The 24,772-nt window shown below is 35.2% G+C and carries 20 protein-coding genes and 1 pseudogene; 11 read left to right on the top strand and 10 right to left on the bottom strand.

The genetic code is table 11. The features are described 5' to 3' along the window. Nucleotides 1–3: 3 nt before the first annotated feature. The 3 genes from AB9L17_RS13150 to AB9L17_RS13140 form a co-directional block, all read right to left on the bottom strand. Nucleotides 4–393, bottom strand: a complete 390-nt coding sequence (locus AB9L17_RS13150) for a hypothetical protein (RefSeq protein ID WP_068984392.1) — start codon at nt 391–393, stop codon at nt 4–6. Further along, complete coding sequence (locus AB9L17_RS13145) at nt 350–1,474, bottom strand: hypothetical protein (RefSeq protein ID WP_068984391.1); 1,125 nt, start codon at nt 1,472–1,474, stop codon at nt 350–352. The genes AB9L17_RS13150 and AB9L17_RS13145 overlap by 44 nt, the downstream gene beginning before the upstream one ends. 552 nt (nt 1,475–2,026) lie before the next feature. Next, a complete protein-coding gene (locus tag AB9L17_RS13140; RefSeq protein ID WP_068984390.1) occupies nt 2,027–2,368 on the bottom strand; it encodes an ATPase in 342 nt (113 codons plus the stop codon). A 300-nt stretch (nt 2,369–2,668) separates the two neighbouring features. Between AB9L17_RS13140 and AB9L17_RS13135 the strand changes: the two genes are divergently transcribed. The 3 genes from AB9L17_RS13135 (at nt 2,669) to AB9L17_RS13125 (ending at nt 5,720) form a co-directional block, all read left to right on the top strand. Beyond that, nucleotides 2,669–3,370: an SDR family oxidoreductase gene (locus AB9L17_RS13135; protein WP_068984389.1), complete on the top strand. Its 702-nt coding sequence runs from the start codon at nt 2,669–2,671 to the stop codon at nt 3,368–3,370. Between the two features lie 263 nt (nt 3,371–3,633). Then, entirely contained in the window at nt 3,634–5,130 is a 1,497-nt protein-coding gene (locus AB9L17_RS13130; protein WP_375199218.1) for a serine hydrolase domain-containing protein, read from the top strand. A 197-nt stretch (nt 5,131–5,327) separates the two neighbouring features. Then, a complete protein-coding gene (locus AB9L17_RS13125; RefSeq protein ID WP_223554251.1) occupies nt 5,328–5,720 on the top strand; it encodes a RidA family protein in 393 nt (130 codons plus the stop codon). Nucleotides 5,721–5,940: 220 nt separating this feature from the next. Here AB9L17_RS13125 and AB9L17_RS13120 read toward each other — a convergent pair whose 3' ends face one another. Then, a complete protein-coding gene (locus AB9L17_RS13120) occupies nt 5,941–6,978 on the bottom strand; it encodes a DUF418 domain-containing protein (protein ID WP_223554249.1) in 1,038 nt (345 codons plus the stop codon). 93 nt (nt 6,979–7,071) lie between these two features. Continuing rightward, nucleotides 7,072–8,016 (bottom strand): helix-turn-helix transcriptional regulator, encoded by a 945-nt coding sequence (locus AB9L17_RS13115; protein WP_223554247.1) that lies wholly within the window; start codon nt 8,014–8,016, stop codon nt 7,072–7,074. A gap of 102 nt (nt 8,017–8,118) precedes the next feature. Here AB9L17_RS13115 and AB9L17_RS13110 point away from each other — a divergent pair, with 102 nt between their 5' ends. Beyond that, the gene (locus tag AB9L17_RS13110) at nt 8,119–8,649 is read left to right on the top strand and encodes a dihydrofolate reductase family protein (protein ID WP_223554245.1); all 531 of its coding nucleotides are present in this window, start codon (nt 8,119–8,121) and stop codon (nt 8,647–8,649) included. A gap of 663 nt (nt 8,650–9,312) precedes the next feature. Beyond that, nucleotides 9,313–13,077: a S8 family serine peptidase gene (locus tag AB9L17_RS13105; RefSeq protein WP_375199217.1), complete on the top strand. Its 3,765-nt coding sequence runs from the start codon at nt 9,313–9,315 to the stop codon at nt 13,075–13,077. Nucleotides 13,078–13,657: 580 nt separating this feature from the next. Here AB9L17_RS13105 and AB9L17_RS13100 read toward each other — a convergent pair. Both AB9L17_RS13100 and AB9L17_RS13095 read right to left on the bottom strand, forming a co-directional pair. Further along, a complete protein-coding gene (locus AB9L17_RS13100; RefSeq protein WP_175401723.1) occupies nt 13,658–14,683 on the bottom strand; it encodes a serine hydrolase domain-containing protein in 1,026 nt (341 codons plus the stop codon). Nucleotides 14,684–14,740: 57 nt separating this feature from the next. Continuing rightward, the gene (locus AB9L17_RS13095; protein ID WP_375199216.1) at nt 14,741–15,505 is read right to left on the bottom strand and encodes a class I SAM-dependent methyltransferase; all 765 of its coding nucleotides are present in this window, start codon (nt 15,503–15,505) and stop codon (nt 14,741–14,743) included. 287 nt (nt 15,506–15,792) lie between these two features. Between AB9L17_RS13095 and AB9L17_RS13090 the strand changes: the two genes are divergently transcribed. Beyond that, nucleotides 15,793–16,296, top strand: a complete 504-nt coding sequence (locus AB9L17_RS13090) for an AAA family ATPase (RefSeq protein WP_068984382.1) — start codon at nt 15,793–15,795, stop codon at nt 16,294–16,296. Nucleotides 16,297–16,341: 45 nt separating this feature from the next. Here the strand turns inward: AB9L17_RS13090 and AB9L17_RS13085 are convergent, their stop codons facing one another. Beyond that, nucleotides 16,342–17,160: a Ku protein gene (locus AB9L17_RS13085; protein ID WP_068984381.1), complete on the bottom strand. Its 819-nt coding sequence runs from the start codon at nt 17,158–17,160 to the stop codon at nt 16,342–16,344. Between the two features lie 104 nt (nt 17,161–17,264). On the opposite strand from AB9L17_RS13085, the gene AB9L17_RS13080 reads away from it, so the two are divergent. Then, a complete protein-coding gene (locus AB9L17_RS13080) occupies nt 17,265–19,085 on the top strand; it encodes a DNA ligase D (RefSeq protein WP_068984380.1) in 1,821 nt (606 codons plus the stop codon). A 69-nt stretch (nt 19,086–19,154) separates the two neighbouring features. Here the strand turns inward: AB9L17_RS13080 and AB9L17_RS13075 are convergent, their stop codons facing one another. After that, entirely contained in the window at nt 19,155–20,075 is a 921-nt protein-coding gene (locus tag AB9L17_RS13075; protein WP_068984379.1) for an MBL fold metallo-hydrolase, read from the bottom strand. A gap of 228 nt (nt 20,076–20,303) precedes the next feature. Between AB9L17_RS13075 and AB9L17_RS13070 the strand changes: the two are divergent. Together AB9L17_RS13070 and AB9L17_RS13065 are read left to right on the top strand one after the other, a co-directional pair. Next, nucleotides 20,304–20,420, top strand: a pseudogene (locus AB9L17_RS13070) (IS3 family transposase); the annotation flags it as partial. A gap of 36 nt (nt 20,421–20,456) precedes the next feature. Continuing rightward, the gene (locus AB9L17_RS13065) at nt 20,457–20,957 is read left to right on the top strand and encodes an NUDIX hydrolase (protein ID WP_223554235.1); all 501 of its coding nucleotides are present in this window, start codon (nt 20,457–20,459) and stop codon (nt 20,955–20,957) included. 58 nt (nt 20,958–21,015) lie between these two features. On the opposite strand, the gene AB9L17_RS13060 is transcribed toward AB9L17_RS13065, so the two are convergent. Then, on the bottom strand, nt 21,016–21,972 hold the full coding sequence (locus AB9L17_RS13060) for an MBL fold metallo-hydrolase (RefSeq protein WP_068984377.1): 957 nt from the start codon (nt 21,970–21,972) through the stop codon (nt 21,016–21,018). Between the two features lie 232 nt (nt 21,973–22,204). Here AB9L17_RS13060 and AB9L17_RS13055 point away from each other — a divergent pair, with 232 nt between their 5' ends. Together AB9L17_RS13055 and AB9L17_RS13050 are read left to right on the top strand one after the other, a co-directional pair. After that, the gene (locus tag AB9L17_RS13055) at nt 22,205–22,999 is read left to right on the top strand and encodes a phosphotransferase family protein (RefSeq protein ID WP_068984376.1); all 795 of its coding nucleotides are present in this window, start codon (nt 22,205–22,207) and stop codon (nt 22,997–22,999) included. A gap of 223 nt (nt 23,000–23,222) precedes the next feature. Then, the gene (locus AB9L17_RS13050; protein WP_375199215.1) at nt 23,223–24,578 is read left to right on the top strand and encodes a transposase; all 1,356 of its coding nucleotides are present in this window, start codon (nt 23,223–23,225) and stop codon (nt 24,576–24,578) included. The last annotated feature ends 194 nt before the right edge of the window (nt 24,579–24,772 follow it).

Genomic DNA, 24,772 nt, shown 5'->3' with positions numbered 1-24,772 from the left:
TACTTAACCCGACATTAGCCCTTTTGTTATTATTTTTTTTTTAGAAAAACTTTGTTTGAAATCTTCACTTAATTTGATGATTGGAATAGCGTTTAAAGGATCAAAACAATTTTCGGCCCCACAATACTTACAAGTAAGTGAATCCATATTTTCCAATTCATGTTTATTGGCGGTTAAAATACTTCTACTACATTCCTCACAGTGGAATTCTAATTCTATAACGAGCGCTTCTTGTTTTTCTAATTCAGATAATTTATCAATAACTACTCCAAGAGGTAAGCCAGTTATTTCTGCAATATAACTATGGTAAAATTTATCAACTTTACTTATAGCAATTGCTTCGAGTGCATTATCTATTTTTTGAGAAATTTCCCATGGTTTTAAATTGCTCAAAACTTTTACCTCGCAGAATCAATTTTTCTCTAATATAATCCAATACATGTTCAGACGCAAATACATTGAACTTAAATGTCTTTGTAGTTACGCCAATTCGAATAGAATATTCTTGTACCACACCACCAACACTATGTTCAAATAGTATTGATCCTTTTTGTTTGGATAAATAAGGCTCTAAATAATTATACAATGGTAAGCCTCTTAACTCTCTAATGCTTCCTAATCCTATTGTTTCAAGACCACTTAAAAGTAACAAAGTAAAAGGTGTTGTTTCTAAAATACTGGTAATATCTTCGCTATTTAAGTTTTGCTCAAGAGCTGATAATTCACCATTAGTATAGTATTCATCAATTGCGGAAAGTATTCTTACAATAGATTTACCTTGCGTTTCTTCAAATGTATTTACTAATCCTGCTGGTCTTCCTGTAGCATCAATAAGCCTTCCTTGAAGAATATCAGCTAAAGGCTCAAGAGTTCCGCCATACTTCTGTAAGAAATCATATTGTTTGAATTCATATTCATCATCTACAATTTTAGCTAATCCAGCAATAATTTTCTTTGCAACTGCTGAACTTGCTCGTACTTCAATTATTCCCTTAACTTCATCAATATAAACTGTCGTAATTTCATGTTTAATGTATTCTCTTCGATGAGTTAAAAAGTAATCTACATTTACCCCGGTTCTATGAATAAACCTTAAATAATAAGCTTGTGAACCATCGATTTCAGTAGCAGCAATAATGGCAGGTTCAATGGGAACATTTTCGCAATTTGGTGTAATTACTGTTTCGAAAGGGTTAAATGGCATTTTATTAATAATACTTTGTTTAAGCCCAGTTAAACCAGCTGGATTTGTAGTTCGATACCAAACTAAAGAAACGGCCCCAGTAAAAATATTATTGCTTATCGTTGTAAGAACATCTCCTTCAATACGTTCAAAAGCGTTCCATACTCTACTTGCTAGTTCATTTACATTACCTGTTGCTTCTAAAGTCATATCACTACAAACCTCTTTAAGTAGAGTTTTGGTCAATCTATTCAAGTCTTGGGGGAAAATTAAAGATTTAATTGTATTCATTTAACACCCTCCAGAATTATATTCTTCATTCAATGAATGTATGCCGTTTATATTAATTAATATTATATGCATTGCATACCCAAAAAATTACAAAATAATACTAATAGAAAGAAGTCGAGATGACTTGAAACTTGTATACGTAAAAATGAATAAAAATTAGACGTAATGACTTGAGCGTCAAGATGATCCACGTAATTAGGAATATTTAGATATGCAAGCAAGATTGAAAAGAAACCTTATAAGAACTATAAAAAGTCACTCATTTAAAAAATAAGTGACTTTCTTCTATTAATATATAAATTTTGAGTGGGTACAAGTGAGGGGTTTTCACAAAAAGAAGAAATGACTTGAGCGTAAAGATGATCCAAGCAATTCGGGATATTTAGATAAGCAAGCAAGGTTGAAAAGAAATCTTCTTAGAACAATAAGAAGTCACTCATTTAAAAATAAAAATAAGTGACTTTCTTCTATTATATTTAAAAATTTCGAGTGGGTACAAAGGGAAGTGTTGAATTAACTTTAACCTTTAAATGAAAAATCCTGTTCTAACACTTAAAGAATTTGTGTTAATTCTGAGTTAACAAATCTTTGGGCAGTAATGATAACACCTGAAGCTGTTAGCCCGTAAACACTAAATAATCCGCCAGTTTGATTTGGAGAAATTTCTACTTCATATTGTGCTGAGAGTCCTAAACCTCGAGTGAAAAAAGTAGAAGCATTTGCACCTACGCTAAAGGAAGTTGTTGATAGTAGTTGTCTTGTGCCATTCAGTCTGAAAACTCTGATTGTTCCAGTGAGCGTACCTCCAGTGAGATTAAGAATTTTAATACGAACGCTATTTGCATTTGCTGGTTGATTCCCTGTATTTTCAACTGGACCTGTAGTCAAAGGCATTTGAAATTCACCTCCTTGCGAAATAAAAGTTTTATAATCTGCAGATTACATAATCATAATATTCAAACTCTATTGTAATGCTTTAGACATATGAATCAATTTGCTATAAATAAAAAGAAAACATATGAAAGCAAACCTATTCTGGATCCATGTATTTTAGTAACTATACATAAGTAATGATATGTCTTTATCCTATTTATGAGATTTACCATGCCAGTTCTAGGGCAAGGGAACTCATACAATTCAACGCTCGTTTATTGATAGAAATTTCTATTCTGTTATAATTAACTGCGAGAGAGGATGATAAATTTGAGCAAAAATATCGTTGTTATAACAGGCGCTGGCAGTGGATTAGGTGCTGCACTGGCAAAAAAATATTCAGGTTTAGGCTATTACATTTGTTTGCTTGGTAGAACGAAATCAAAGCTTGAGGAAACGGCTAAAACTTTAAGCAATGGTTATTCTATTTATGAGGTTGATGTTTCTTCAAAACAAATGGTCGCTCAGATCATTCAAACTATACAAGATGAATTTGGATCAATTCAATTACTCATTAATAATGCTGGTGTTGGGTATTTTGATAATGCTGAAAACTTGAGTGAAGATTCAGTGCATCAAATGATTGATATTAATCTAAAAGGAACAATTTTTTGTACACAAGAAGTGTTAAAAGGTATGAAAGAACGTAATGAAGGAACGATCGTCAATATAGTTTCCACAGCTGGTAAAGAAGGGAAAGTAACGGAATCTGTTTATTGTGCAAGTAAATTTGGAGTTAAAGGATTTACAGAGAGCCTAGCATTGGAATTAAACGAAACAGCCATTAATGTATGTGCTGTATACATGGGTGGCATGAGAACAGAGTTTTGGGACGGGATATTTTCGGAGGAACGTACAAAGAACTTAATGGATCCTAATGATATCGCGGATATTATCATGGATAATATTAAACCAAGAAAATTACTAACTGTTACAGAAGTTGTGATTAAAAATAAACGATAACACAGCAATTTGCTGCGTAAAAGATGATGACCATGCATCAATTAATTTTGAGCTTGGTCTTTTTTGTTTACGTAAGATCTCTTTCTAATATGTGGTCGTCTATACAGATTTGTAGCAAAAGACCTGTACGTTACAAAATTGTCATGTAGTGTCGTTTTTAGTCATGTTGAACGATGGTTCCGCTACTAATTGCCTGTTATAGTAAACAATGTTGTTAGCTAATACCTAGCGATACTTTTTGAAAGTATAGATCCAAAGGAGAAATGAAAATGAAATCATCCAAAATCTATCTGTTTATGATAGCCATGATAGTAGCGTTTTATAGTTTTTCGCCAATAATCGTAAATGCAAACTCAGATGAAAAAATTCAAAAAATTGAACAATTTGTCGAAGAGCAGATGGCGATTAGTAAAATTCCAGGGATATCGTTAGTAATTGTAGAAAAGGGGAAGACGGTCTATGAAAAAGGCTTCGGATATGCCGATGTTAAGTCCAAAACACCAGTTACTTCTGATACATTATTTGAACTTGGATCGACATCGAAAGCATTTACAGGACTAGCCATTCTACAATTGGAAAGGGAAGGATTGTTAAAACGATCTGATGATGTCCAAAAGTATATCCCATGGTTGAAGTTAAAATATAATGGGGAGCAACAGTCGATTACGATTAATCAGTTACTATATCATACAAGTGGGATTCCAACTATCACTATAGCTAATATCCCTGAAAGTAATGAAAGTGATGCCCTTGAGTTGACTGTGAGAAAATTACTTGATCAGCCATTAGATCGAAAACCAGGTAGCTCATTTGAATACGCAACGCTCAATTATGATGTTTTGGGACTCATTGTGGAAAAGGTATCAAGACAGCCCTTTGATGTGTATATCAAACATCATATATTAGAGCCACTCAATATGAATGATTCATTTGTTGGTCTTCATCAAGTTAATTCTAATGAGATGGCGTCTGGTTATAAAATCGGACTTATGAGAGAGCAGCCTTACACACCGCCTATCTATCGTGGAAATATACCTGCTGGATATATGATAAGCAACACGAATGATATAGCGAAATGGTTAAAACTACAGTTAGAAAGTAGCCAAATTTATTCTATTGATAAAAAATTAATTCAAGAATCGCATATTCCTGATCAGTCTGTAGAGCCTTTTGATAAGGATACATACTACGCTAGTGGATGGGGAGTAATGGAAAGCGACAAAAAACAATATATCCTCCATGCAGGTGAAAATCCAACATTTACATCTTATTTCATCATGCAGCCTGATGAACAATTAGGAGTGGCCGTCCTGTCCAATATGAACTCGAGCTATACAACAGCTATTGGTCAAGGTGTGATGGATCTGTGGGAAGGGAAAAATGTTAACAATAATCATTCTGACAACTTACAAAGGATAGATAAAATCATGACGCTTTTGTGTGTGATTGTCGTTGGACTGGTGATGTTTTTAAGTATTTTATTGCTAACAACGGTGAGGAAGATTGTTAAAAAACAGCGAATTAGAGTATCGTTCAATGCACAAAGGACGTTCTTCCTAATTATACATTCTTTAGTTGTAGCAATATTTTTAACACTTTTATTGATGTTCCCTAAAATTGTAATAGGGGTAAATTGGGAATTTATTAAAGTATGGGGTCCAACTTCAATTTCTATGTTATTTTATAATGCGATCGTGACAAGTGTTATATTTTATTTGTTAGGGTTATTGCGCATTTTTACCAAAAAGGAAAATAAGTAAGAGATTTGATTGTTTATGAAAAATATGGTAATGTAAAAGCTACTTTAGGTGGAAGGGGAGAGTCCAAATGAAAAAAAGATCATTGCGTTTTTTAAGTATGGGTATTGGATTCTCAACTGCTGTTTTTTTCTAAAATTGAGTTTATAGGGAGAAGTCTGCCCTTTTTTAGAAAAATAAAAACCTAGAGGAGATTGAACATGAAAAGTAGAATTACACGTAAAAATCCAATCCAAGTACCTAGCCCTGTTGGCAATTACAGCCATCTGACCATCATCCCTAAAGATGCAACAATGTACGCATTATCCGGACAGATTGGGGTAGGGCAAACCGGGGAATTACCATCACTACTAACTGAGCAGGTTAAGAATACATTAAAAAACATCCAAATTATATTAGAAACAGAAGGACTAAACGCAGACAATGTGGTGAAAGCTAATATTTGGGCAACAGAAGAAATTGATTGGGATGATTTCTATCAACACTGGGAAACCATGTTTGGCAATCCTTATCCTTCTATGACAATCGCTTATATTACTGCATTAGGACTTCCTGATATTAAAATAGAAATTGATATTTGGGCCGCTAAATAAAAAGTAAAAATCGACAAAAACCACAAAGGTTTTGTCGATTTTTTAATATAATCATCTTCATAAGCATTGGACAACAAAAAAGGTCACTACCTAAGTAGAAATGCCCAAAATAATGAGGTTTGTTTTTGTCGAAGGTTTGAGTAAAGATTGGATTAAATTAGGTTCACTACCATTATGTTTATATGAAAAACTTGCTGTTAGGTCTATGCCATTCTTCATTCTATTTTTTTGAACTATTACGTAATGATGGTATTGTCAAGTACGTGCCCATTCGCCACAGCCATTCAAATGGACCAAATCTAAAGAATTTCAGCCAAATTTCGCTAAATAATAATTGAAAAATGTAAATGCCTATGCAAATCCAAAGAGATTGGATAAAACGAATGTTGCCTATCAGGTGAAAAGCATTGCCGATTAGTAAGATTAGCGCTGTTTGTCCTAAATAATTTGTTAATGCCATTCGGCCATAGTTTTTTAACGGTGAAAGCAAAGACTGACATACAGGGTGTTGCAGTAAAAGTATTAATAATCCCACATAAAATGCAGATACAAATGGGCTAAATTGAAGCCCGATTAATGAAAATTTCTCAATGTTTGTCACATGTTCTGTAAATTCAACTTTTGTCAAATTGTCAACATTCACCATTGCCTCTGGGACATAATGCCATTGATACAGCAAGCCCCCGATGCTAATAAAGAACATTATAATTGTAAAGATAAATATGCTTTTACGATTGTCGTTGATCTTTTCAAAAATTTGATACTGTCCCGCAGCTAATCCCAGTAAAATAAGTGGAAATGGCATAGCAATTTTGATGCCATAAAAAGCTGTCACAGCTAACAATATAAGTCCTATAGTTACGTTTATTTCTTTACGAACTTTGTAAAATGGTAACGCTATTAAGCCAAAAATTGCATAGACGGTTAATGCTTCTCCAGGTTGGAAATAAAAATGTACAAGCCCGATTAACAATAAGATAATCATTCTTCTAATAAATAAAAGATTTGCGTTATTATTTTTAGCCATTGCACGAGATATAAAAATATAAAAACCTACACCAAATAAAAATGAAAAAATGGAGAAAAACTTTCCTTCCACAAAAAGTGTTAAAAATCTATTGTATGCAATATCTATAGATGTTTCTGGTGGATTAATCCACAATAATGCTGGGATATTTACTAAAATAATTCCTAATAAAGCAAATCCCCTTAAATAATCTAATGTATCAATTCGTTTATTTAATTCAATTGGTTGCATGTTATCTCCTCCTCACTTACAAAGTATAAGGAAATTATCCATAAAGTAGTAACGATGAATGTTACGCCAATCTTACAAAATCGTCATATAACATTAATCATTTTCTTGATACAGAGATAGAATGTCTTTTGCCTGCTGTCGTAAAATATTGATTAATTCTTTAGGTTCTACAATTTGAGCATGCACACCAAGTCGGTAAAAGAGGGGGCTGATAAAATTAAGCTCACCTTTGTCTATGATGGAATCAATATAGCCTGTGCCGTCTTGTGTTATGACGACAAAATCCCCCAGGCTTGGATCGCTTTTACATTGTCTTACACCTTCCCTTGATAATAAAACGTGTAAACGAATGGGTTGTTTAGTTTCATATGGACTGCCAAACCACTCCTCCAAATTTAAGAATTTTTCTTTGTTTTCTTCACTTTCTACGATAGAAAGAATACGATCTACACGAAATAGTAATATTTTTTGTTTAGTGAAATCAAAGGCAGGCATATACCATAACGCATCATGTGCATAAACACCTAGTGGATGAATATGTTTCGTAGTAGTACCTGATTTGGATTCATATTGAATATAAAGATTATTATTTTCTATGGCTGCCACTAAAGCAACTTTCAATAAAGGTGTTTCAATTGCTCTTTTAGGATTCCAAAAGGCGATATAGGATTGAAGTTTATCTACTTTACGCTTCGCTTCCTCTTGAAGTGAGCTATAAAGCTTATGAGAAGCGGATTTAATTTCCGTATTAAAAGGTAAATCACGGTAATAGTGCAGTGATTGAAACGCAAAGAAAATCGAAACTACCTCATCTTCTGTAAATAAAATAGGGGGAAGAAGTCTGCTCGTTAGGACAGTATAGCCACCGTTTCGTCCTTGTTCTGCGTAAATAGGCAAGCCCATATCGCTTAAATCTAAAATATATCGATGAACAGTGCGAATCGATATATTGAATTCATCAGCAACTTCCTGTGCAGTAAATTTCTTTTTTGCGCTAACAAATAGAAGAATATCTAATAAACGTTTTGCTTTTGACATTTTCTCACCTTTTTTCATTTAATCATGCCAGTAATTGTCATGTTTTAGGTTTATTATAGATAGTGTTCATGAGTTTTTCAAAAGAGAAAGGGAGATGACGATATGTCTCGAGAAATCATTTTATATGTTGCGACTAGTGTGGATGGATTTATTGCGAAAGAAAATGATGATTTACAATGGCTGGAAGAGGCAGAGGTGGAAGGGGATGCTGGCTATTCCGACATGTATCAAGCCATCGATACCATTATTATGGGGAAAAGAACGTATGATTACGTTATAGAGCACTCGGAGACTTTTCCATATCCCGATAAGAAATGTTATGTTTTCTCGACTTCATTAAGAGGTAAAAACGAACATGTTGAGTTTGTGAATGAGGATGTCGTAGCGTTTTCGAAAAAATTAAGGGAACAGGAAGGCTCGAAAATTTGGATGGTTGGTGGAGCTGACATACTTGATGCATTTATGAAGGAACAGTTAATAGATGAACTGATAATTACAATCACACCACATCTATTAGGTACTGGCATTCCGCTGTTTAAGTATAATAATCCATTTCAAGATTTGAAGTTAATCCATACGACTCGCTATGGACAAATGGTGCAAATGCATTATATGGTCATGAAAGAGGCTTGATGATTTATATAAGGGTATGGAATAGATAGATCTCCTCAAAGTCCATTCTTTTCACCTCCCTCACATATATAACTTCTAGAATTTAATTATGTTACAGAATTTAGAGCTTTTTTACACGTAGAGCTATATATATTTTCTCAATCACCAATCTCTAACTAATTAGGTTCATCATAATGTAGTTATTTCTCATCAAAAAATAAGCATTTTCGAAAGAATAAACTTTATCATTTATTTACAATAACACTAATAGCTTTTGATATGATTCATCACAACCTATTAACTGGCGATTTTTTTAATAATCACCAGTTATTTTAATTTCCCGGATCACATACTAAATCGATTCACCTCCAATCAAGCCTCTTACTACCCTCCTAATTTTCTATCAGCAACTACACCGGCGATTGCACCTACAACTCTTGCCTTGATAGGATTAATTGAAAAAATTAATGAATTACTGTAAGTCATTTCTCATATGAAAGTTCTACTTTTTTTAAAATTACTAGGAAGATAGATTTAATCTATATTTGATAAACTGATACTAATTATCAATATTTTAAAATGTTTAAATATTCCGATATTAGTATTGGTAATTTTGTGATAAATTTGAAATATCGCACTATACTGAAAAGTGCGACAACTAAAAGCAGAAGGGGGAAATGAGATTTGAAAAAGTTTAAGTTTACGAAGTTCTTAAGTAGTATTCTAGCTTTCGTTATGGTGCTTTCTCTATTGGTTCCATTGTCGAGCGCTAGTGCTGAAGAATCGAAACCATTTAAGCAGGATAGTCAAAGTGAAAGTATAATTCAACTAAAGGCGGCCATCGCTGAACAGCTAAGCTTGTCTAAAGATGGTCCAACTCTTCACGAAAGCTTACAAAATGTATCAGGCAATCAAGATGTTGCAGTCATCGTTCATTTATCTGAAATGCCTGTGGCACTAGAGCAAGGAATGAGCCAAGTCAAAGGCAAAAAATTCTCTAATGCTCGAGCAAATGAAGTTCGTTCAAATGTAAAAGCACAACAAGCAGAGGTTAAACAAGAGTTAGCTGCTAAAAAAGTTCAGATGACTCAAGGATACACATTTGATACTGTTTTAAACGGTTTTGCGGCAACTGTGAAAGCAAATGATCTCCCGAAACTGCTTACAGTAGAAGGAATTACATTAATCGAACCTGATGCAATTGTTTACGCATCAGAAGATAATACAAAGAAATCATCGGAACTTATTAAAGAAGATCAATTAGAAGCTCAAATGAATACAAGTAATTCTTTCCTTGGCATCGAACAGCTTTGGAAGGAAGGACTTGAAGGACAAGGAATAAAAGTAGCAGTATTAGATACGGGTATTGATGTAGATCACCCTGAGTTTGCCGGAATTTATAAAGGTGGAAAGAACTTCATTCCGAATTCAGCAACTTACACGAAGCCTCGGGCAGATGACGATGCATCGGAAACATTGCCTTCGGAGCGTCCAGTCGGGACACCTGAATTTAATGAAAAGGGAAGCGCGTTCTATACTTCTCACGGTACACATGTTGCTGGAACAATTGCAGCAATCGGAGCTAACGAATTTGGTATTAAAGGAATTGCTCCAAAGGTAGACCTTTATGCTTACCGTGTTCTTGGAGCATACGGAAGTGGATCTACATCTGGTATTGTGAAAGCAATTGAAACTGCTGTAATCGAAAAAATGGACATTATCAACCTTTCACTTGGCGGGGGAGCTAACTCTGAAACGGATGCTGGTTCATTTGCTATTAATAATGCAATGATGGCTGGAACAATCGGAGTACTTGCAACAGGGAACGATGGTCCAAATCGCGGAACAATGGGCACGCCTGCAACCGCTCGTTTAGGAATTGCTGTTGGTAACACAACAAACCCTGAAACAATGTATAACGGTGAAGTGAATGTTACAGTTGGCAACTACAACTTAAAAAAGCAGCTTCCATTAATGGGAACGACCTTTGCGAAAAATTTAGCAACACAGCTTCAAGGAGAATTTGACCTAGTTGCTGTTCCTGGAAACGGAGAAGTAAAAGACTATGAAGGAATTGATGTACGAGGTAAAGTGGCATTGATTTCTCGTGGCAGTATCGCATTCGTTGATAAAATTGCGAATGCAAAGGCAAATGGAGCAGTCGCAACAATTATTCATAACTTTGCCGGTGGAACGAATGCACCGAACATTTCAGGTACATTCCTTGGTGATTCTTTTGAATTTCTGCCAACATTTGATATGTCCCAAACGGATGGCGATGCAATTCGCGCTGCATTAGCAGGCGGAACCGGAAAAGTAAGCTTTAGTAAATTTGCTTCCACAAAGACACTAGGGGATGATGTAAACTCTTCAAGTTCACGTGGACCATCTACACCAAACTTTGATATTAAACCAGATGTAAGTGCACCTGGAACAAATATTATGTCAACGATTCCAATGTATAAAAAAGATTTCCCTAATGCAGATTATGGGGAAGCATATGGTCGTAAAACAGGAACTTCTATGGCAACACCGCATATTGCAGGTATTGCAGCATTAGTTAAACAAGCAAATCCGGATTGGAATGCGTTCGATGTAAAAGTGGCGCTTTCTAATACAGCAAAGGTTATAGATAAAACCAAATACGATGTGTTTTCTCAAGGTGCAGGTCGTGTAGATCCTTATGCAGCAGCTCATCCAGAAATTCTTGCCTATGCACTTGATAGCGCAATTTTAGATGGAACTGGTGTAGTTACAGAAAACTTGAAAGGTACAGTTACTTTCGGTCCACAATCGCTTAAAGACCGAGATATTTCTGTAACAAAACAAGTTTTAGTAAAAGATATTAAAGGGAACGGCGGCAATTATAACGTATCAATAGATGTAACAAAAACTTTTGGTGATGCAACTGTTACAGTAGATCAGCCGACATTTAATCTAGATGGTGAGCAACTTTTAAATATTACATTAACGGCTTCACAAGCTACAGCACCAAACGGCTCTGAAATACTGGGATATATTGACATCAGCGGTGGAGATACAGAAATTTCATTGCCATTCGCAGCTGACTTTGGCGGCGCGGCAGCAACTGAAATTAAAGATTTCAAGATTACAGAAACAGACCTATCCTTTAACGGAGATGGAGTAAAAGACTCAGCTGTACTTTCATTTACATTAACTGGAGATGTAACAACTAACTATATCGAGCTTTGGGATATTATGAATCCTAAAGGTGGAGAATACGGAGACGGCTACATTGGTTATCTACATGCAGGTACTTCACTAGGAAAAGGCTCTTATACGCTGAAGGTTGGTGGGCAGTACAAACCATGGGGGACAGCATCTGCCACAAAGATTCCAGATGGTCTGTATACAATTGACTTCACCGGTCTTGCAGCATCAGGAGTAGTTTCCGATTATGTTGGACCAATTATCGTGAAAACGACGAAACCAGAAATTACTGGTTCAGTAGCTAAAGGTGTCGCTACAGGACAGGTAACAGATAAGTATATCGACTACAATGAAGAGTTATATTCATATGGTTTAAATTACAATTTAAATGATAAATTAAAAGCTTCCTATATTTCGACGGTAAATGGCGAAGTACAAGCTCCAGTTGCTTTTGAATTAAATCAAGATGGTAGCTTCACATTCCCAGTAACAGCAGAAACTAATGCTGTATCAGTAATAATTAAAGACGCTGCCGGGAATGTTGGTGAAGCGAAGATATATGAAAAAGAAGTAGTAGAACCAGTAGTAACACTTTCAGTAAATCCAACTGAGCTAAACCTAACAGCTGGAGAAACTGCACAACTTACGGTAACAGAAACGACAACGCCTGCAGAAGGTGATGCAACAAAGCAAGACGTAACTTCAAAAGCTACTTATGTTGTTGGAAATGAAAATGTTGCAACAATAGTAAATGGATTAGTAACTGCAGTAGGTGAGGGCACAACTACAATTACTATTTCATACGGTGATAATAAAGTTACTTTAAATGTTACAGTTAAAGCACCTGTTATAGAAAAACCAATAGTAACACTAGAAATTGATCAAGCTCAGGTTGAAACTAGAATAGGTAAAGAAGTTCCAGTTAAGATTACTGAAGTAACTACTTTTGATGGTAAAACAACAGAAAAAGATGTTACAAATCTTGCAACCTACGAAGTAGCGAATGATAAAATAGCTACTGTAAAAGCAGGGGCTGTAAAAGGAAAAGGTCAAGGTAATACGACGGTTACGGTAACGTATGGTGAGCATACACTAACATTTGATGTGTTGGTTGTAAAGCCAGGGAATGACAACGGAAATGGAAATGGCAACGGCAATGGAAACGGCAATGGCAACGGCAATGGAAACGGCAATGGAAACGGCAATGGCAATGGTAATGGCAATGGTAATGGAAATGGTAATAAAAATAATAATGAAGTTACCGAGGATGAGTTATAATTATTTTCAGTTCAAGCAAAAAAGAGAAATTGCACAGCGCAATTTCTCTTTTTTGTATTTATTGTGAAGCAATCGATTTAAAAAGATTATCCCTTACTAAACTAACTGTGACATATTCTTTCTGATTTTCTCGCCCTATTTGATACAAATCAGTTCCTCTTTAACTCTCCCAAATCAACGTTATTTGTTGTAGAGGCTCTTCCCATGTTTGCTTTTTTTCTTTCGTTACTTTGTCATGATCAAATTCTTCATAATAGATAGAGTCCGTGTATTGACTGTCTGGCAAAGTAAATTGATCTTTATATATTATGTTGAATCAATCGCTAATTCTTCAACTAGAAATAACTTAATAAAATCGGACAGTAAGGTTTCCAAAGCTTCTGATCTCCATCTATTTCAATTTCTAAAGGATGTATCATATGTGAACCTGCATGACTTTCTCCAAAATAATTAAAGATAAGCGTTCCATCTGCTGTTTCTTCAATTATAACTAAATCTGCTTAGTAAGAAATTCCTCATTCAACTAAACTATTCCGTGAGTTGTTGTCACCCTAAGATAAATCATCCAGCTTTTTTTCGGTTATTTGTAAAGCGAATGATAGATTTCTCCCATAATTCCCTTCATTTGATGCACCCCTGTATCAGCATTCGTCATCATAACAAGTCCTTGTTCGAGATGTGGATAGGCTACGAGCATACATTGAAACCCAACACCCCAGCCAAGAGATGAAAATTCGAGTTTCTTGTCAGCCCCATCCAGAAATACACCAAGGCCTGACCATTCCTTACATCCTTGAGGTTGAAACAATTCATTTACTTGTTTTGTCGTAATACCAATTTTACTTCGTCCTTTGACACCATTCATATTATCCAGTAATAATTTTGCTAAATCGTTTGGAGTAGTCCATATACCACAAGCTGCAAGATATGGATAAATAGAATATTTCCCTAAAATTAACGCACCATTTAGATCATGACCGCAAGCTAAATAGGCCGTATTGAATGTTGGAATATTGGTAGAAAATATACTGTTTGTCATGTTTAACGGTTTGAAAATAAGTTCGTCCATAAGAATTGAAAATGGTTTGCTCATTGTGTCTTCAATAAGTAAATGAATGACGCAAAAGCCTGCATCCGAATAGTGAAATTCACTTTCGGGTTCATACGTTACCTCAATAGGGGTATTGCAATAAGGAGTTTTACCATTCAGTATTTCAACCATGGATGGCATGTCATTGAAAGTTTCTACCGTCGTAAAACTGCCTTCCGGGTCTACAATACCGGATTGATGACAGAGTAAGTTGCGTAATGTAACTTTTTTATGCTTTGTAAATGCATTGTCAGGTACCTTCCATGAAACTAGCTTCTGATTGACATCTTCATCTAAGTCTACTAGCCCTTGTTCTACTAATTTCAGCACTAAAATACTAGTTAAAAACTTGCTAATCGAACAAGCATTGAAAATTGTGTGCTCATTAATTTTATGATCGGTACCTGCTTCAGAAACACCAAAATAATCTGCCTTACTGATTTTTCCTTTTTCGATCGCTACAAGGCTAAGACCTGCTATTCGATAATGCTCCATGCGTTCAAGAATGTTTATCATCTATTTAGCTCCTGGTTTTTTCTTTATTATAACAGAAAAGCAGAACGAATGTTTGTGTTATGGGTTTTGTTTTGTTAATCGCGCATGTACAATCATAGAAGGACTATCCTTCGTAAATTCACTTTTTTTCCATGAACCGTATAGATTTAATAATTCAAACCCATTTTGTTCTAATAGCCTTTTCAATTCCATTGGATATGTATAGCGAAGTAGAATTGAATCTTCGAAAGTTGAATGTTCTAGCTTATTTATAGAACGACAAGTTAAGATTTGTGTGACAGGATTATATTCTTCCTTATGCTGAATGGTTAGTTTTTCTCCTTTACTATTGACTGAACTTTCTTCGTATTCATCCACGATAGACAGTTCATTTAGAAGAGCATTTCTCGTATCAAATACAAATTCTCCACCTGGATGTAAGTGCTTTTTTACGGATTGGAATAAAGCATTTTGGCTTTCATTACTTAAAAAATGTTGAAATGCATTTCCTGTCATATAGACAAAATTTGATGTGATTGGTAGTTGAAGTTGCGTGCAATCTTGCACAGTAAAATGCACATGTACATTTTGTTTTTTCGCTTTTTCAATTGCCAATTGAAGCATCCCTTCATGGATATCTACTGCATAAACATTGAAGCCTTGCTTGGCTAGTGGAATAGCTAACCGACCAGTGCCACAGGCTAATTCAATTATCGTATCGTTATTCTTGCTAAGAAGATTTTCAATAAAAAGTAAATCCTCGTTGTAATTTTCATGAAGTGCATCATATTCAATAGGATTTTTATATTTTTCTAAATTTCTACTAAATTCATTTTGATACATACCTCTAACTCCTTCACCGTTAACTTTATTTAATAGATATTGTATAATAAATCCAATATTCACACAAATTAGATTTGCACCATAAATGTAGGGTTGATTTCCTTTCTAGCTTGGACGCGTCGGTGAGCCGCTTCACTTGTGCTCCAGGGTCTCATCTTAACTAATCCAAGGAGTCGTCTAGCCGGACCTTAGATCAACGTATATAGTGAATCTTTTTACTAAATTGCCATCCTAACTTTTGGTGATGAGCTACAAAATAATAAACTATAAAGGATAGGAGGGTTCGTTTGAACAAGAAATTTCCGAGCAAAATACATATCATTGGCTCTGTTGGGAGTGGGAAAACAACTTTAGCGAAAGAATTATCCGCGAAATTAAATATCCCTTATTATGAACTAGATAATGTTGTTTGGTTAAGGCAAAATTCCGGTGACATTAGAAGAACCGAACAACAAAAAGTTGCATATTTAAATAATATCATTCTTACAAATGCGTGGATTATTGAGGGTGTTCATAATGAAGACTGGGTAACACAAAGCTTTTCGAATGCCGACTTAATTATTTTCTTAGATACAAAGTATTTCATCAGAATCTATCGAATAATAAAGAGATTTACGTTACAAAAACTAGGTTTGGAAAAGTCGAATTACAAACCTACTTTTGCAATATTCATTAACTTGCTTAAATGGAATCGCCGTTTTGAAGAGATTGTCAAACCCAATTTTTATCATAAATTTGAAATGTATTGTGACAAGCTATTGGTCGTATCTAGTAAGAGGCAAATTCTTTAAAAAAGCATATCCAAAAACAATGGATACGCTTCTTAAATGTACATTTTAAGCATTTTTCTTCGTTTTGGTTGCTCGTTTTCTTGTTGCTGGCTTTTTCGTTTTCTCTAATGAGGCTTGGAGTGCTGTCATTAAGTCCGTTACATTATCAGGTACTGGACGTTTATCACTAGTCGATATTGTATTCGTAGCTTTTTTCTCTTCTATAAGCTCCATTAAAGCATTGCGATAATCATCTGTATATTTTTCAGGATTAAATTCTGTTGTTAATTGATCGACAAGCATCAGTGCGGTTTCTAGCTCTTTTGGAACAATGTTTGGTTCGCTTGGAACATTTGGTACATCACCAACACTTCTAACTTCATCAGGGTAATGAATCGTTTCCATTACTAAAGCGTTTTGATAAACGCGTACAATTGCTAGTTGCTCTTTTGAACGGATCATAATTTTAGCAACGCCTATTTTTCCGGATTGCTCTAATGTTTGACGTAATAGGGAGTAAGCCTTCCCGCCAGTCGAATCAGGGGATAAAAAATAAGTGCGTTCAAAATAAATAGGATCGATTTCGGTTAATTTCACAAAATCAATGATTTCAACGGCCTTATCTTCATTTTCCTTCCGTAAGTTCTCTAACTCTTCTTGATCTAATACGACAAACTTATTTTTGGCATATTCATATGCTTTAACAATATCCTCATCTTTTACTTCTTGGTTACAGCCTTCACAAACCTTTTTATAGCTAATAGGTGTATGACATTCTTTATGGAGCTGTCGCAATTTAATGTCTTTATTTTCTGTAGCGGCATGTAGTTTTACCGGTATATTGACAAGACCAAATGAGATACTGCCTTTCCAAACTGTATGCATTTGTATCACCTCGTTTTTCTTACTATGATATATTTTACTTATTTTTATGTATCTTAAAGTGAAATCGTCAAAAACTGAAGGTAAAAAGCAAAGTAGGTATTCAAATGAAACCAATGCTATTAACAGAAGTACTCGAAACGCCTATTGGTGAGGAATGGTTGTACGAAACAAAATATGATGGATTTAGATGTATGTTAGTTTGGGACGAACAGCCATTGTTAATAAGCAGAAATGGCAACAACTTAAATCACTTGTTTCCGGAGATACTCGATTTTTGTAAAAGTATACTAAATAAAATTAAAAAGTATTTACCATTAACATTTGATGGTGAGTTAGTTTATTTAACGAATGATTTTAACAGTGATTTTTCGTTAGTTCAAAAAAGAGGGAGGATGCAAAATAGAGAAGTGATTGCTGCGCATGCAAGCTCCTTTCCGTTTCATTATATTGCTTTTGATTTACTAAGCTTTAAAGGCGAGTCACTGACAAATAAATATTTAAAAACACGTAAACAGCAACTTTCAAAGCTCTTTACGATCTTAAAGCTCCCTGTGACTGTCAATTATGAGGATCAACGCCCTTTGCAAGCGATTAGCAGTGTGGAGCATAGTGAAACACTTTGGCATGCTATAAAGGTTTACAATGGGGAGGGAATAGTTGCAAAGAAGAAAACGAGTAAATGGATGGAGAATTCTCGCTCTACACATTGGGTGAAAATTAAAAATTGGCGCTATGTAACGGTCATAGTTACTAAATATGATCATGGAAATGGTTATTTTCACGGCTCTGTTTATCAACATGACGAGCTAGTAGAAATAGTAAGTTTTAAACATGGAATGTCAGAGGAAGAGCGTAAAACACTCATTGCATTTTTTCAAGCAAATGGACAGAGGAATAATGAAACATGGGAACTGGAGCCATCCATTTGTGTTGATATAGCATGTATTGATTTTGATGGAAGCAAACTTCGAGAACCACGTTTCCATGCATTTCGCCTGGAGATGTTGCCAGAGGATTGTCAATGGCAGCACATGCAGCGTCAACTTTTTCCGATTCCAGATACTGTTCAGATTACGCATCCTGATAAGCCTGTTTGGCCAGAAATCGGTATTTCGAAGGATGGGTATTTGCATTATTTACAAATGATTTCTCCGTATTTATTACCTTTCCTGAGAAATCGGCCACTTACATTAATTCGGTTTCCACATGGGATTCCGGGTGAAAGCTTTTATCAAAAAAGTAGTCCCGAGAAAATACCTGCATTTGTATCAACGGGAAGGGTAGAAGACATTAATTATCTTGTATGTAACAATCTAGAAACATTATTGTGGCTAGGCAATCAGCTTGCGTTAGAGCTACATATCCCATTCCAAACGTTGCAAACAGAGCATCCGACTGAGATTGTTTTCGATCTAGACCCTCCATCCGTAGAGCAATTTTCACTGGCCATTCGTGGGGCGCTAGATTTAAAGGAAATTATCGATTATTTTAAGCTACAATCTTTTGTTAAAACATCGGGAGGTAAAGGGTTGCAGCTATATATACCGTTACCTGAAAATGTATTTTCCTATGAAGAAGTACGAGTATTTACTGAATTTATTTGTCGATTTTTATGTGAGCAAAAACCGGACTTGTATACAATTGAGCGTTTAAAGAAGAATAGGCATAAAAAATTATATTTAGATTATGTACAGCATGCAGAAGGTAAGACGATTATTGCTCCATATTCAACTAGAGGTAATGAAATGGGTTTAGTGGCAACCCCATTACACTGGGAGGAGGTCAATGAACAGTTAACGCCAGATCTCTTTACAATTCCAGCTGTACTTGATCGAATGAAAAAGATGGAGAATCCATTTCGGAATTTTCGAGAAATAGGGGAGGAGCAGGATTTTCGATCTGTCTTGGATCATTTAAATGAATAAAAGAGGAGGCCAAATTATAAGCCTTCTCTTTTACTAAACTTGAATATTGTAAATGCAATACTACAAAAACTAAAGTTTTGACAACTCTCTTATTCGTTTTATATTTTGTAGGTAAAACTCCGGTGAACTCCATTTTTTAAAGATTTCAGGGATTTCAATATTCTCATTTGAGCTGCTCTTTTCTGCAATGGAAGTTAATTTAGAAATATAATTGATTATTTTTGAGATATCTTCTTTTGTACCCGTTGGACCGTGTCCGGGTACCGCCACATCAATTTCTAGTCTTTCAACCTCTTTTAAAATTTTGCTCCATTTCACAGGGTCAGACTCTTCGAAAAACGTTGGGTGACAATTCACAGATAATAAGTCCCCCATAAATATTACTTTCTCATCCGGAATATAAAGCATAGCATCACAAAAAGAATGACCTCCTCCTAATGTGAAAAGTTTTGCACAGCGTTTGGTTCCTTGTAAGGTTATTTCATTGTTAAATGTTCGGTTCGGTAATACTAATTCCAAAGTAGGTATAGAATCTTTTAACTCACTCAGTGAATTTATCTGATATTGTATTTTGATATCGTTGGTTTGATTTAGCTGGTCTTTTAAGGATTGAATATAGTCTTTTAAGCCTTGAATATCATTTTTCTGTTTACTGAATCTAGAAGGATGCATGTCTCTTATTTTTGAGTGTGTAATTTTGCTTGAAATAATAATACTATCTTTAAATGTTTGGTTGCCTCGAATATGGTCGCCGTGCCAATGACTGTTAAAAACCCATGTAACGGTTTGATTAGTAATTTTTTCTGCTATGAGTTTTAAGTCTTCAGATGCTTGTTGTGTGTTAAATGTATCAAAAATGATAATTTTATCTCCTAGATCCACAAAACCTGCATTTGCCACAGCCCCGCTACCTTCTTTGGCTATTGCTGCAAAGATACTTTTACTAATTTGCTCTAGCGTAAAGTGTTTACTATAAAATGCATCGTTCATTTAACTCACCCCGTATTTATTTAAATTACCTATATTTTCTATATTCGATCATGATTAAAACAATACCTTTTAGATATTAACAAAGCTGTTCTGCATCTTAATAAAAAGATTGTATGCATATTCGTCTTGCACTTTAATGAATGGCGTTTTTGTATGGTAAAATATGAGAAGTTATTAAATAGAGTGTAATCTATGCTTATTTATAGGTGAGGGAGGGAAGCTTACTCTAGTTTTGAATATTTAAAGCTCGCTGTTAATGGATATATTCACTACTACAACGGTAAGCGTATCAAGAATAAACTCAAATGTAGTCCAGTTCAATATCGAGAAAAGATGGCTATATAGAGTGATAATGCTAACATTTGAAAGGCAGGGATTTAGATGGATAAACAAAAGCAAGACATTACATTCCCGACTAAAGATGGTGTATTCAATATGAGGGTGGGCGCAATAATTCTCCGTGATGGTAACGTGCTGATGGTTAAAAATAGTCGTGACCTTTACTACTATTCTGTCGGGGGAAGAGTAAAATTACAGGAAACGATGGAAGAAGCCATCATCCGCGAATGCTTTGAAGAAACGAAAGTGCATTTTGAAGTTGAGCGTTTAGTGTTTATTCATGAAAACTTTTTCCCCGTTCAAAGTGGTCCATATGGAGAAACGCAATTTCATGAAATATCATTCTTTTATTTGATGAAATCAAGTGAAGTCGAAGTAAAAAGTGAAAGCTACACCAGTGAAGGTATGGAAGAAAGATTAGAATGGTTACCTATTTCGAATCTTAAGGATGCCTTTCTATTCCCAGAGTTCTTTAAATCAGAACTTACTTGCATGCCTACTGAAATTAAACATATCGTAACAATTCAAGAAAAAAGAACATAAAAAAACAGAGAGGAATACTCCTCTCCAAGTAAGTCTAAAATACAACACTGCCGATGCTTTAATTTTTGGAATTCTTTTTCTCTAAGTAACCGAGAATCCCCATTGCCGAAACATTTGTATCGAGTGGGATGTTTTGATAAACGGGATGACTTTCTTCAATGCCATTTTCCTGTAAGTAGTTGTGTAAAAGCTTCTTTAAACGAGTATCTAAAAATTGTACTTGTTCTTTCAAATCACTTGAGACAGTTAGTGCCTTTTCCCCTTCTGCTAGAAAGAACGGTGTCCAGTAGCGCACTTGTCTATAAGCTTCAGCTGGATTTTTATACGCTCCGTAATGACCGAAATACAATTCTGTAGCATGGAGCTTCTCATAAAGCTGAATAGATTGTTCCATTGTATCTGGGTCGTACTGATTTGGTGAAGCGGACGGAATGATTAAATCAATGGCCTCTCCGTCCATCTCTGGGTAACGTACACCTGTTGTATCTCCAACAAACAAACCATTTGTCGCAGAATAAAGCATGGAAACATGATGCTTTGCATGTCCTTCCGTATGATAAAACGTTAGCTGATGTTGACCTAACGACAGTACTTCCTCATGTCCAATTTCTATAATACGTTCAGCATCGATAGGAACAATTGGATCAAATAGACGTTCGAATTCGGCAGTATAAACACTTTTTGCACTTTCGATTAGACGACTAGGATCAACCATATGAGAGACACCTCGTGGATGTACAACGAATGAAGCATTTGGACAACTTTGTAAAAATAATCCCGCACCTCCAGCATGGTCTAAATGGATATGCGTAACAATTACATATTGAATATCCTCTAGAGAAATATGTAATTCCTCTAAACCCTCTATTATATAGGGTATAGACGGACTAGCAGAAGTCTCAATTAATGCAATTTTTTCATCGATTAGCAAATAGGAGCTTGTACGTTGTTCCCGATTTAAATCATGTGTATCAATACAATAAAAGTTTGATGCAAGTTGTTGGACTCTCCCCATTTAAATAATCCCCCCTCGAATGTGTATGAAATATTCTCTAAGGTGCAATTTTTATCTCGAAAATTAGTTGTTATCTTTTATAATAATAGAAAAACAATCTGAGTGTCTATTCATTTTTTCAGGGGGAATCAGTCGTAGAATACAAACAAAGATAGAAAGCTGAATAACATGACTGAGCAAAATGTAACTTCCACAAACATTTGACTAAAGTCTTTTCAGAGGAGGGTTTTAATTGCAGCCAATACAGATAGGTGAAATACCAGATGAAATAGGAGAATATCTAAAAATCATTAACTCAATTAAGTTTCCAAGACAAGGATACACCTCGGATGTTGGGATTATTCACAATCATCAAGGCTCTTATGTCCTCAAAAGAACAACAGGTGAATGTTTTTGTTCTTTGTTAAAAAGAGAGGTTTCAGTACTAAACTGCTTGGCCAAGGAAACAAAACTACTTATTCCGAAAGTAAAGCTATTTGTTGAACAAAAGCAAAATAGTCAAAGTTGGGCACTTTTTGAGTACTTACAGGGTGATACGATCCGACTTGCTTTAAAAGATGAGAAAAATAAGGAAACTAGGCAAGAAATAATATTTAACTTTGGCAAACTCTTAGCTGATATTCATTCAACGCCTTGCCCGAAGGAACTAATTTCTAATAAAAACTGGCTTGAGCAAATGATAAGTCAAGCACACAATCATCTTATGAATAATGAAGTAGATGGAACGAAGGAGTTATTGGAACAGGTTATAAAGAATAGACCAGATCATTATATGCAGACGTTCATTCACGGAGACTTTACAATTGATAACGTATTGGTTTCCAACGGGAAAATCAAAGGTGTGATTGATTGGGGGAGTGGAGCATATGGAGATCCAAGATATGATGTCTCACTAGCGATTCGACCAAAGCCAAATGTCTTTGAAAACGAAATCGAAAAACAAATCTTTTTTGAAGGGTATGGTGAAAATATTATTGATGACAAAATATATGATTATTTTGTTAATGGATTATATGAGTTCTTTTGACGCTAAATTTTGGAGGTCGTTTGTTTAATTATGGATATATCTATAGCTGGATTTTTTTTATTTTTAATTTTTTTAATTAATGGTGTGTTTTTATATTTGAGTTAATTTCATAATTCTAATCCCTTTAGCATCAGGGGTTCTGAAACAATAAAAAACGGGCACCTCCCCAAATTCGGTATAATGATAGCGACGAAACTAACATACTGAATGAGGTGAATGCCCTATGACTATTGTAAAGCAAATGAGCCTATTTGACATCCAAGAATTATTGGAAATGGAAAGTTCCCGTCGTTTTGATGCGATTTTTGCCACTTTCGACGTACAACCTATTTTTCAGTTATTTTTAAAAAGGACATTGCGTGGTGCCCCACGTGAACTAAACTATGGTGCGATGATCCAATCACTGATTATTCGCATTGTCGAGCGTATTCCAACGATTAAGGATTTAATCAAACGTTTGGTCAATGACCCTTTATTCCGCTTAGATTGTGGTTTTCTTGTTTCAGATGTTGTGCCTTCTGAAGCGTCTTATTCGCGTATGATCGACGTCATTAGTCAATCAGATGTCCTCGATTGCATGCAAGATACATTGATTGAAACAGCCTTTATAGAAGGGTTTCTTTGTGATGAGCACCTCGCGATTGATGCCACGCATTTCGAATCACGCGATGCAGCGAAACCTTCTGAGAAAAAAGAACCTACACCACTTAAAAAACGAGGACGGAAATCAAAAAAAGAACGCGATGCTTGGCTGACGAAACAAGTAGAAATCAAAGCCAATCAGTCAACTTATGAAAAAGAAATCAAGGACCAACTCGACACACCGCTGGAGACACTGTGGCAAGATGCGCCCATCGAACCGAATTGGGGCATCAAAAAGAACAGTGACGGCAAAAATACGTTTTGGTTTGGCTTTAAAGGTCATCTCGCCGTGACAACAAAAGGGCAATATATCGTTGGACGCCTTATGACATCTGCCAATTTGTCAGATAGTAAAGCCGCGATTCCTCTTTTAAAGAAAGTAGAAAACCAATTTCCTGAACATTTCACGACCGCTATATTCGATGCAGGGTATGATTATGAACCAATTTACCGTCAACTACATAAGTATCAAATGCGTGCAGTCATTCCCTATAATGTCCGCAATGAAGGCGAATATCTTGGATTTGATGAGAATTTCAGACCGACTTGTGTACGTGAACATAGCTACCGTTACGACAGCTTCGATGAAAAGTACCGTACACTAAAATTCACAAGACCAAAGCAATGTGCAACCTGTCCGTTACGTGATGATTCCCTCTGTCAGAAAGGTTTCAAAATCAAATGTGACACGGATTTACGAAAATTCACTTATCCAGCACGAGGCTCCGAACTATGGAAGCAACTTTATAAGGAACGTACAGCCGTTGAACGTGTAAATGCATACCTAAAGCAATATTTTCAGTTAAACAATGTCCGTCACAGAACAGGAAGAAAAGCTAAACTACATTTCAACCTGGTGACGTTTATTTATAATGCCTGCAAGTTAGCGGTGGATCGTCTGAATGCTTTTTCACAAGTACAAATTCAAGCAGCATAATTTTTAAAAACGCAAGTTTTCTTAATAGGAGTAGTCTAGGCTTTTGAAAAATATGATTTATGAAATTGATTCATTTCTATAAATTAAAAAATATTTCATTGATACGTATTGGATTATTCGGTGCAATTTTGATACCAGTTGTTTTCCTATCTTTCGTTAAATTAATCTCAAGTATTTTTAGTATCGGTGACGAT

The organism is Lysinibacillus sp. RS11 (genome assembly GCF_042019215.1).
Lineage (GTDB): Bacteria > Bacillota > Bacilli > Bacillales_A > Planococcaceae > Lysinibacillus > Lysinibacillus xylanilyticus_A.
The sequence above is the reverse complement of the archived record's forward strand: the minus strand, read 5'-3'. Positions and strand labels throughout refer to the sequence as shown.

What these genes read in the sequence shown, in the direction of transcription:
- AB9L17_RS13145 (WP_068984391.1), bottom strand. Translation starts at nt 1,474, where the DNA reads ATGAATACAATTAAATCTTTAATTTTCCCCCAAGACTTGAATAGATTG.
- AB9L17_RS13140 (WP_068984390.1), bottom strand. Translation starts at nt 2,368, where the DNA reads ATGCCTTTGACTACAGGTCCAGTTGAAAATACAGGGAATCAACCAGCA.
- AB9L17_RS13135 (WP_068984389.1), top strand. Translation starts at nt 2,669, where the DNA reads ATGATAAATTTGAGCAAAAATATCGTTGTTATAACAGGCGCTGGCAGT.
- AB9L17_RS13130 (WP_375199218.1), top strand. Translation starts at nt 3,634, where the DNA reads ATGAAAATGAAATCATCCAAAATCTATCTGTTTATGATAGCCATGATA.
- AB9L17_RS13125 (WP_223554251.1), top strand. Translation starts at nt 5,328, where the DNA reads ATGAAAAGTAGAATTACACGTAAAAATCCAATCCAAGTACCTAGCCCT.
- AB9L17_RS13120 (WP_223554249.1), bottom strand. Translation starts at nt 6,978, where the DNA reads ATGCAACCAATTGAATTAAATAAACGAATTGATACATTAGATTATTTA.
- AB9L17_RS13115 (WP_223554247.1), bottom strand. Translation starts at nt 8,016, where the DNA reads ATGTCAAAAGCAAAACGTTTATTAGATATTCTTCTATTTGTTAGCGCA.
- AB9L17_RS13110 (WP_223554245.1), top strand. Translation starts at nt 8,119, where the DNA reads ATGTCTCGAGAAATCATTTTATATGTTGCGACTAGTGTGGATGGATTT.
- AB9L17_RS13100 (WP_175401723.1), bottom strand. Translation starts at nt 14,683, where the DNA reads ATGATAAACATTCTTGAACGCATGGAGCATTATCGAATAGCAGGTCTT.
- AB9L17_RS13095 (WP_375199216.1), bottom strand. Translation starts at nt 15,505, where the DNA reads ATGTATCAAAATGAATTTAGTAGAAATTTAGAAAAATATAAAAATCCT.
- AB9L17_RS13085 (WP_068984381.1), bottom strand. Translation starts at nt 17,160, where the DNA reads ATGCATACAGTTTGGAAAGGCAGTATCTCATTTGGTCTTGTCAATATA.
- AB9L17_RS13080 (WP_068984380.1), top strand. Translation starts at nt 17,265, where the DNA reads ATGAAACCAATGCTATTAACAGAAGTACTCGAAACGCCTATTGGTGAG.
- AB9L17_RS13075 (WP_068984379.1), bottom strand. Translation starts at nt 20,075, where the DNA reads ATGAACGATGCATTTTATAGTAAACACTTTACGCTAGAGCAAATTAGT.
- AB9L17_RS13065 (WP_223554235.1), top strand. Translation starts at nt 20,457, where the DNA reads ATGGATAAACAAAAGCAAGACATTACATTCCCGACTAAAGATGGTGTA.
- AB9L17_RS13060 (WP_068984377.1), bottom strand. Translation starts at nt 21,972, where the DNA reads ATGGGGAGAGTCCAACAACTTGCATCAAACTTTTATTGTATTGATACA.
- AB9L17_RS13050 (WP_375199215.1), top strand. Translation starts at nt 23,223, where the DNA reads ATGACTATTGTAAAGCAAATGAGCCTATTTGACATCCAAGAATTATTG.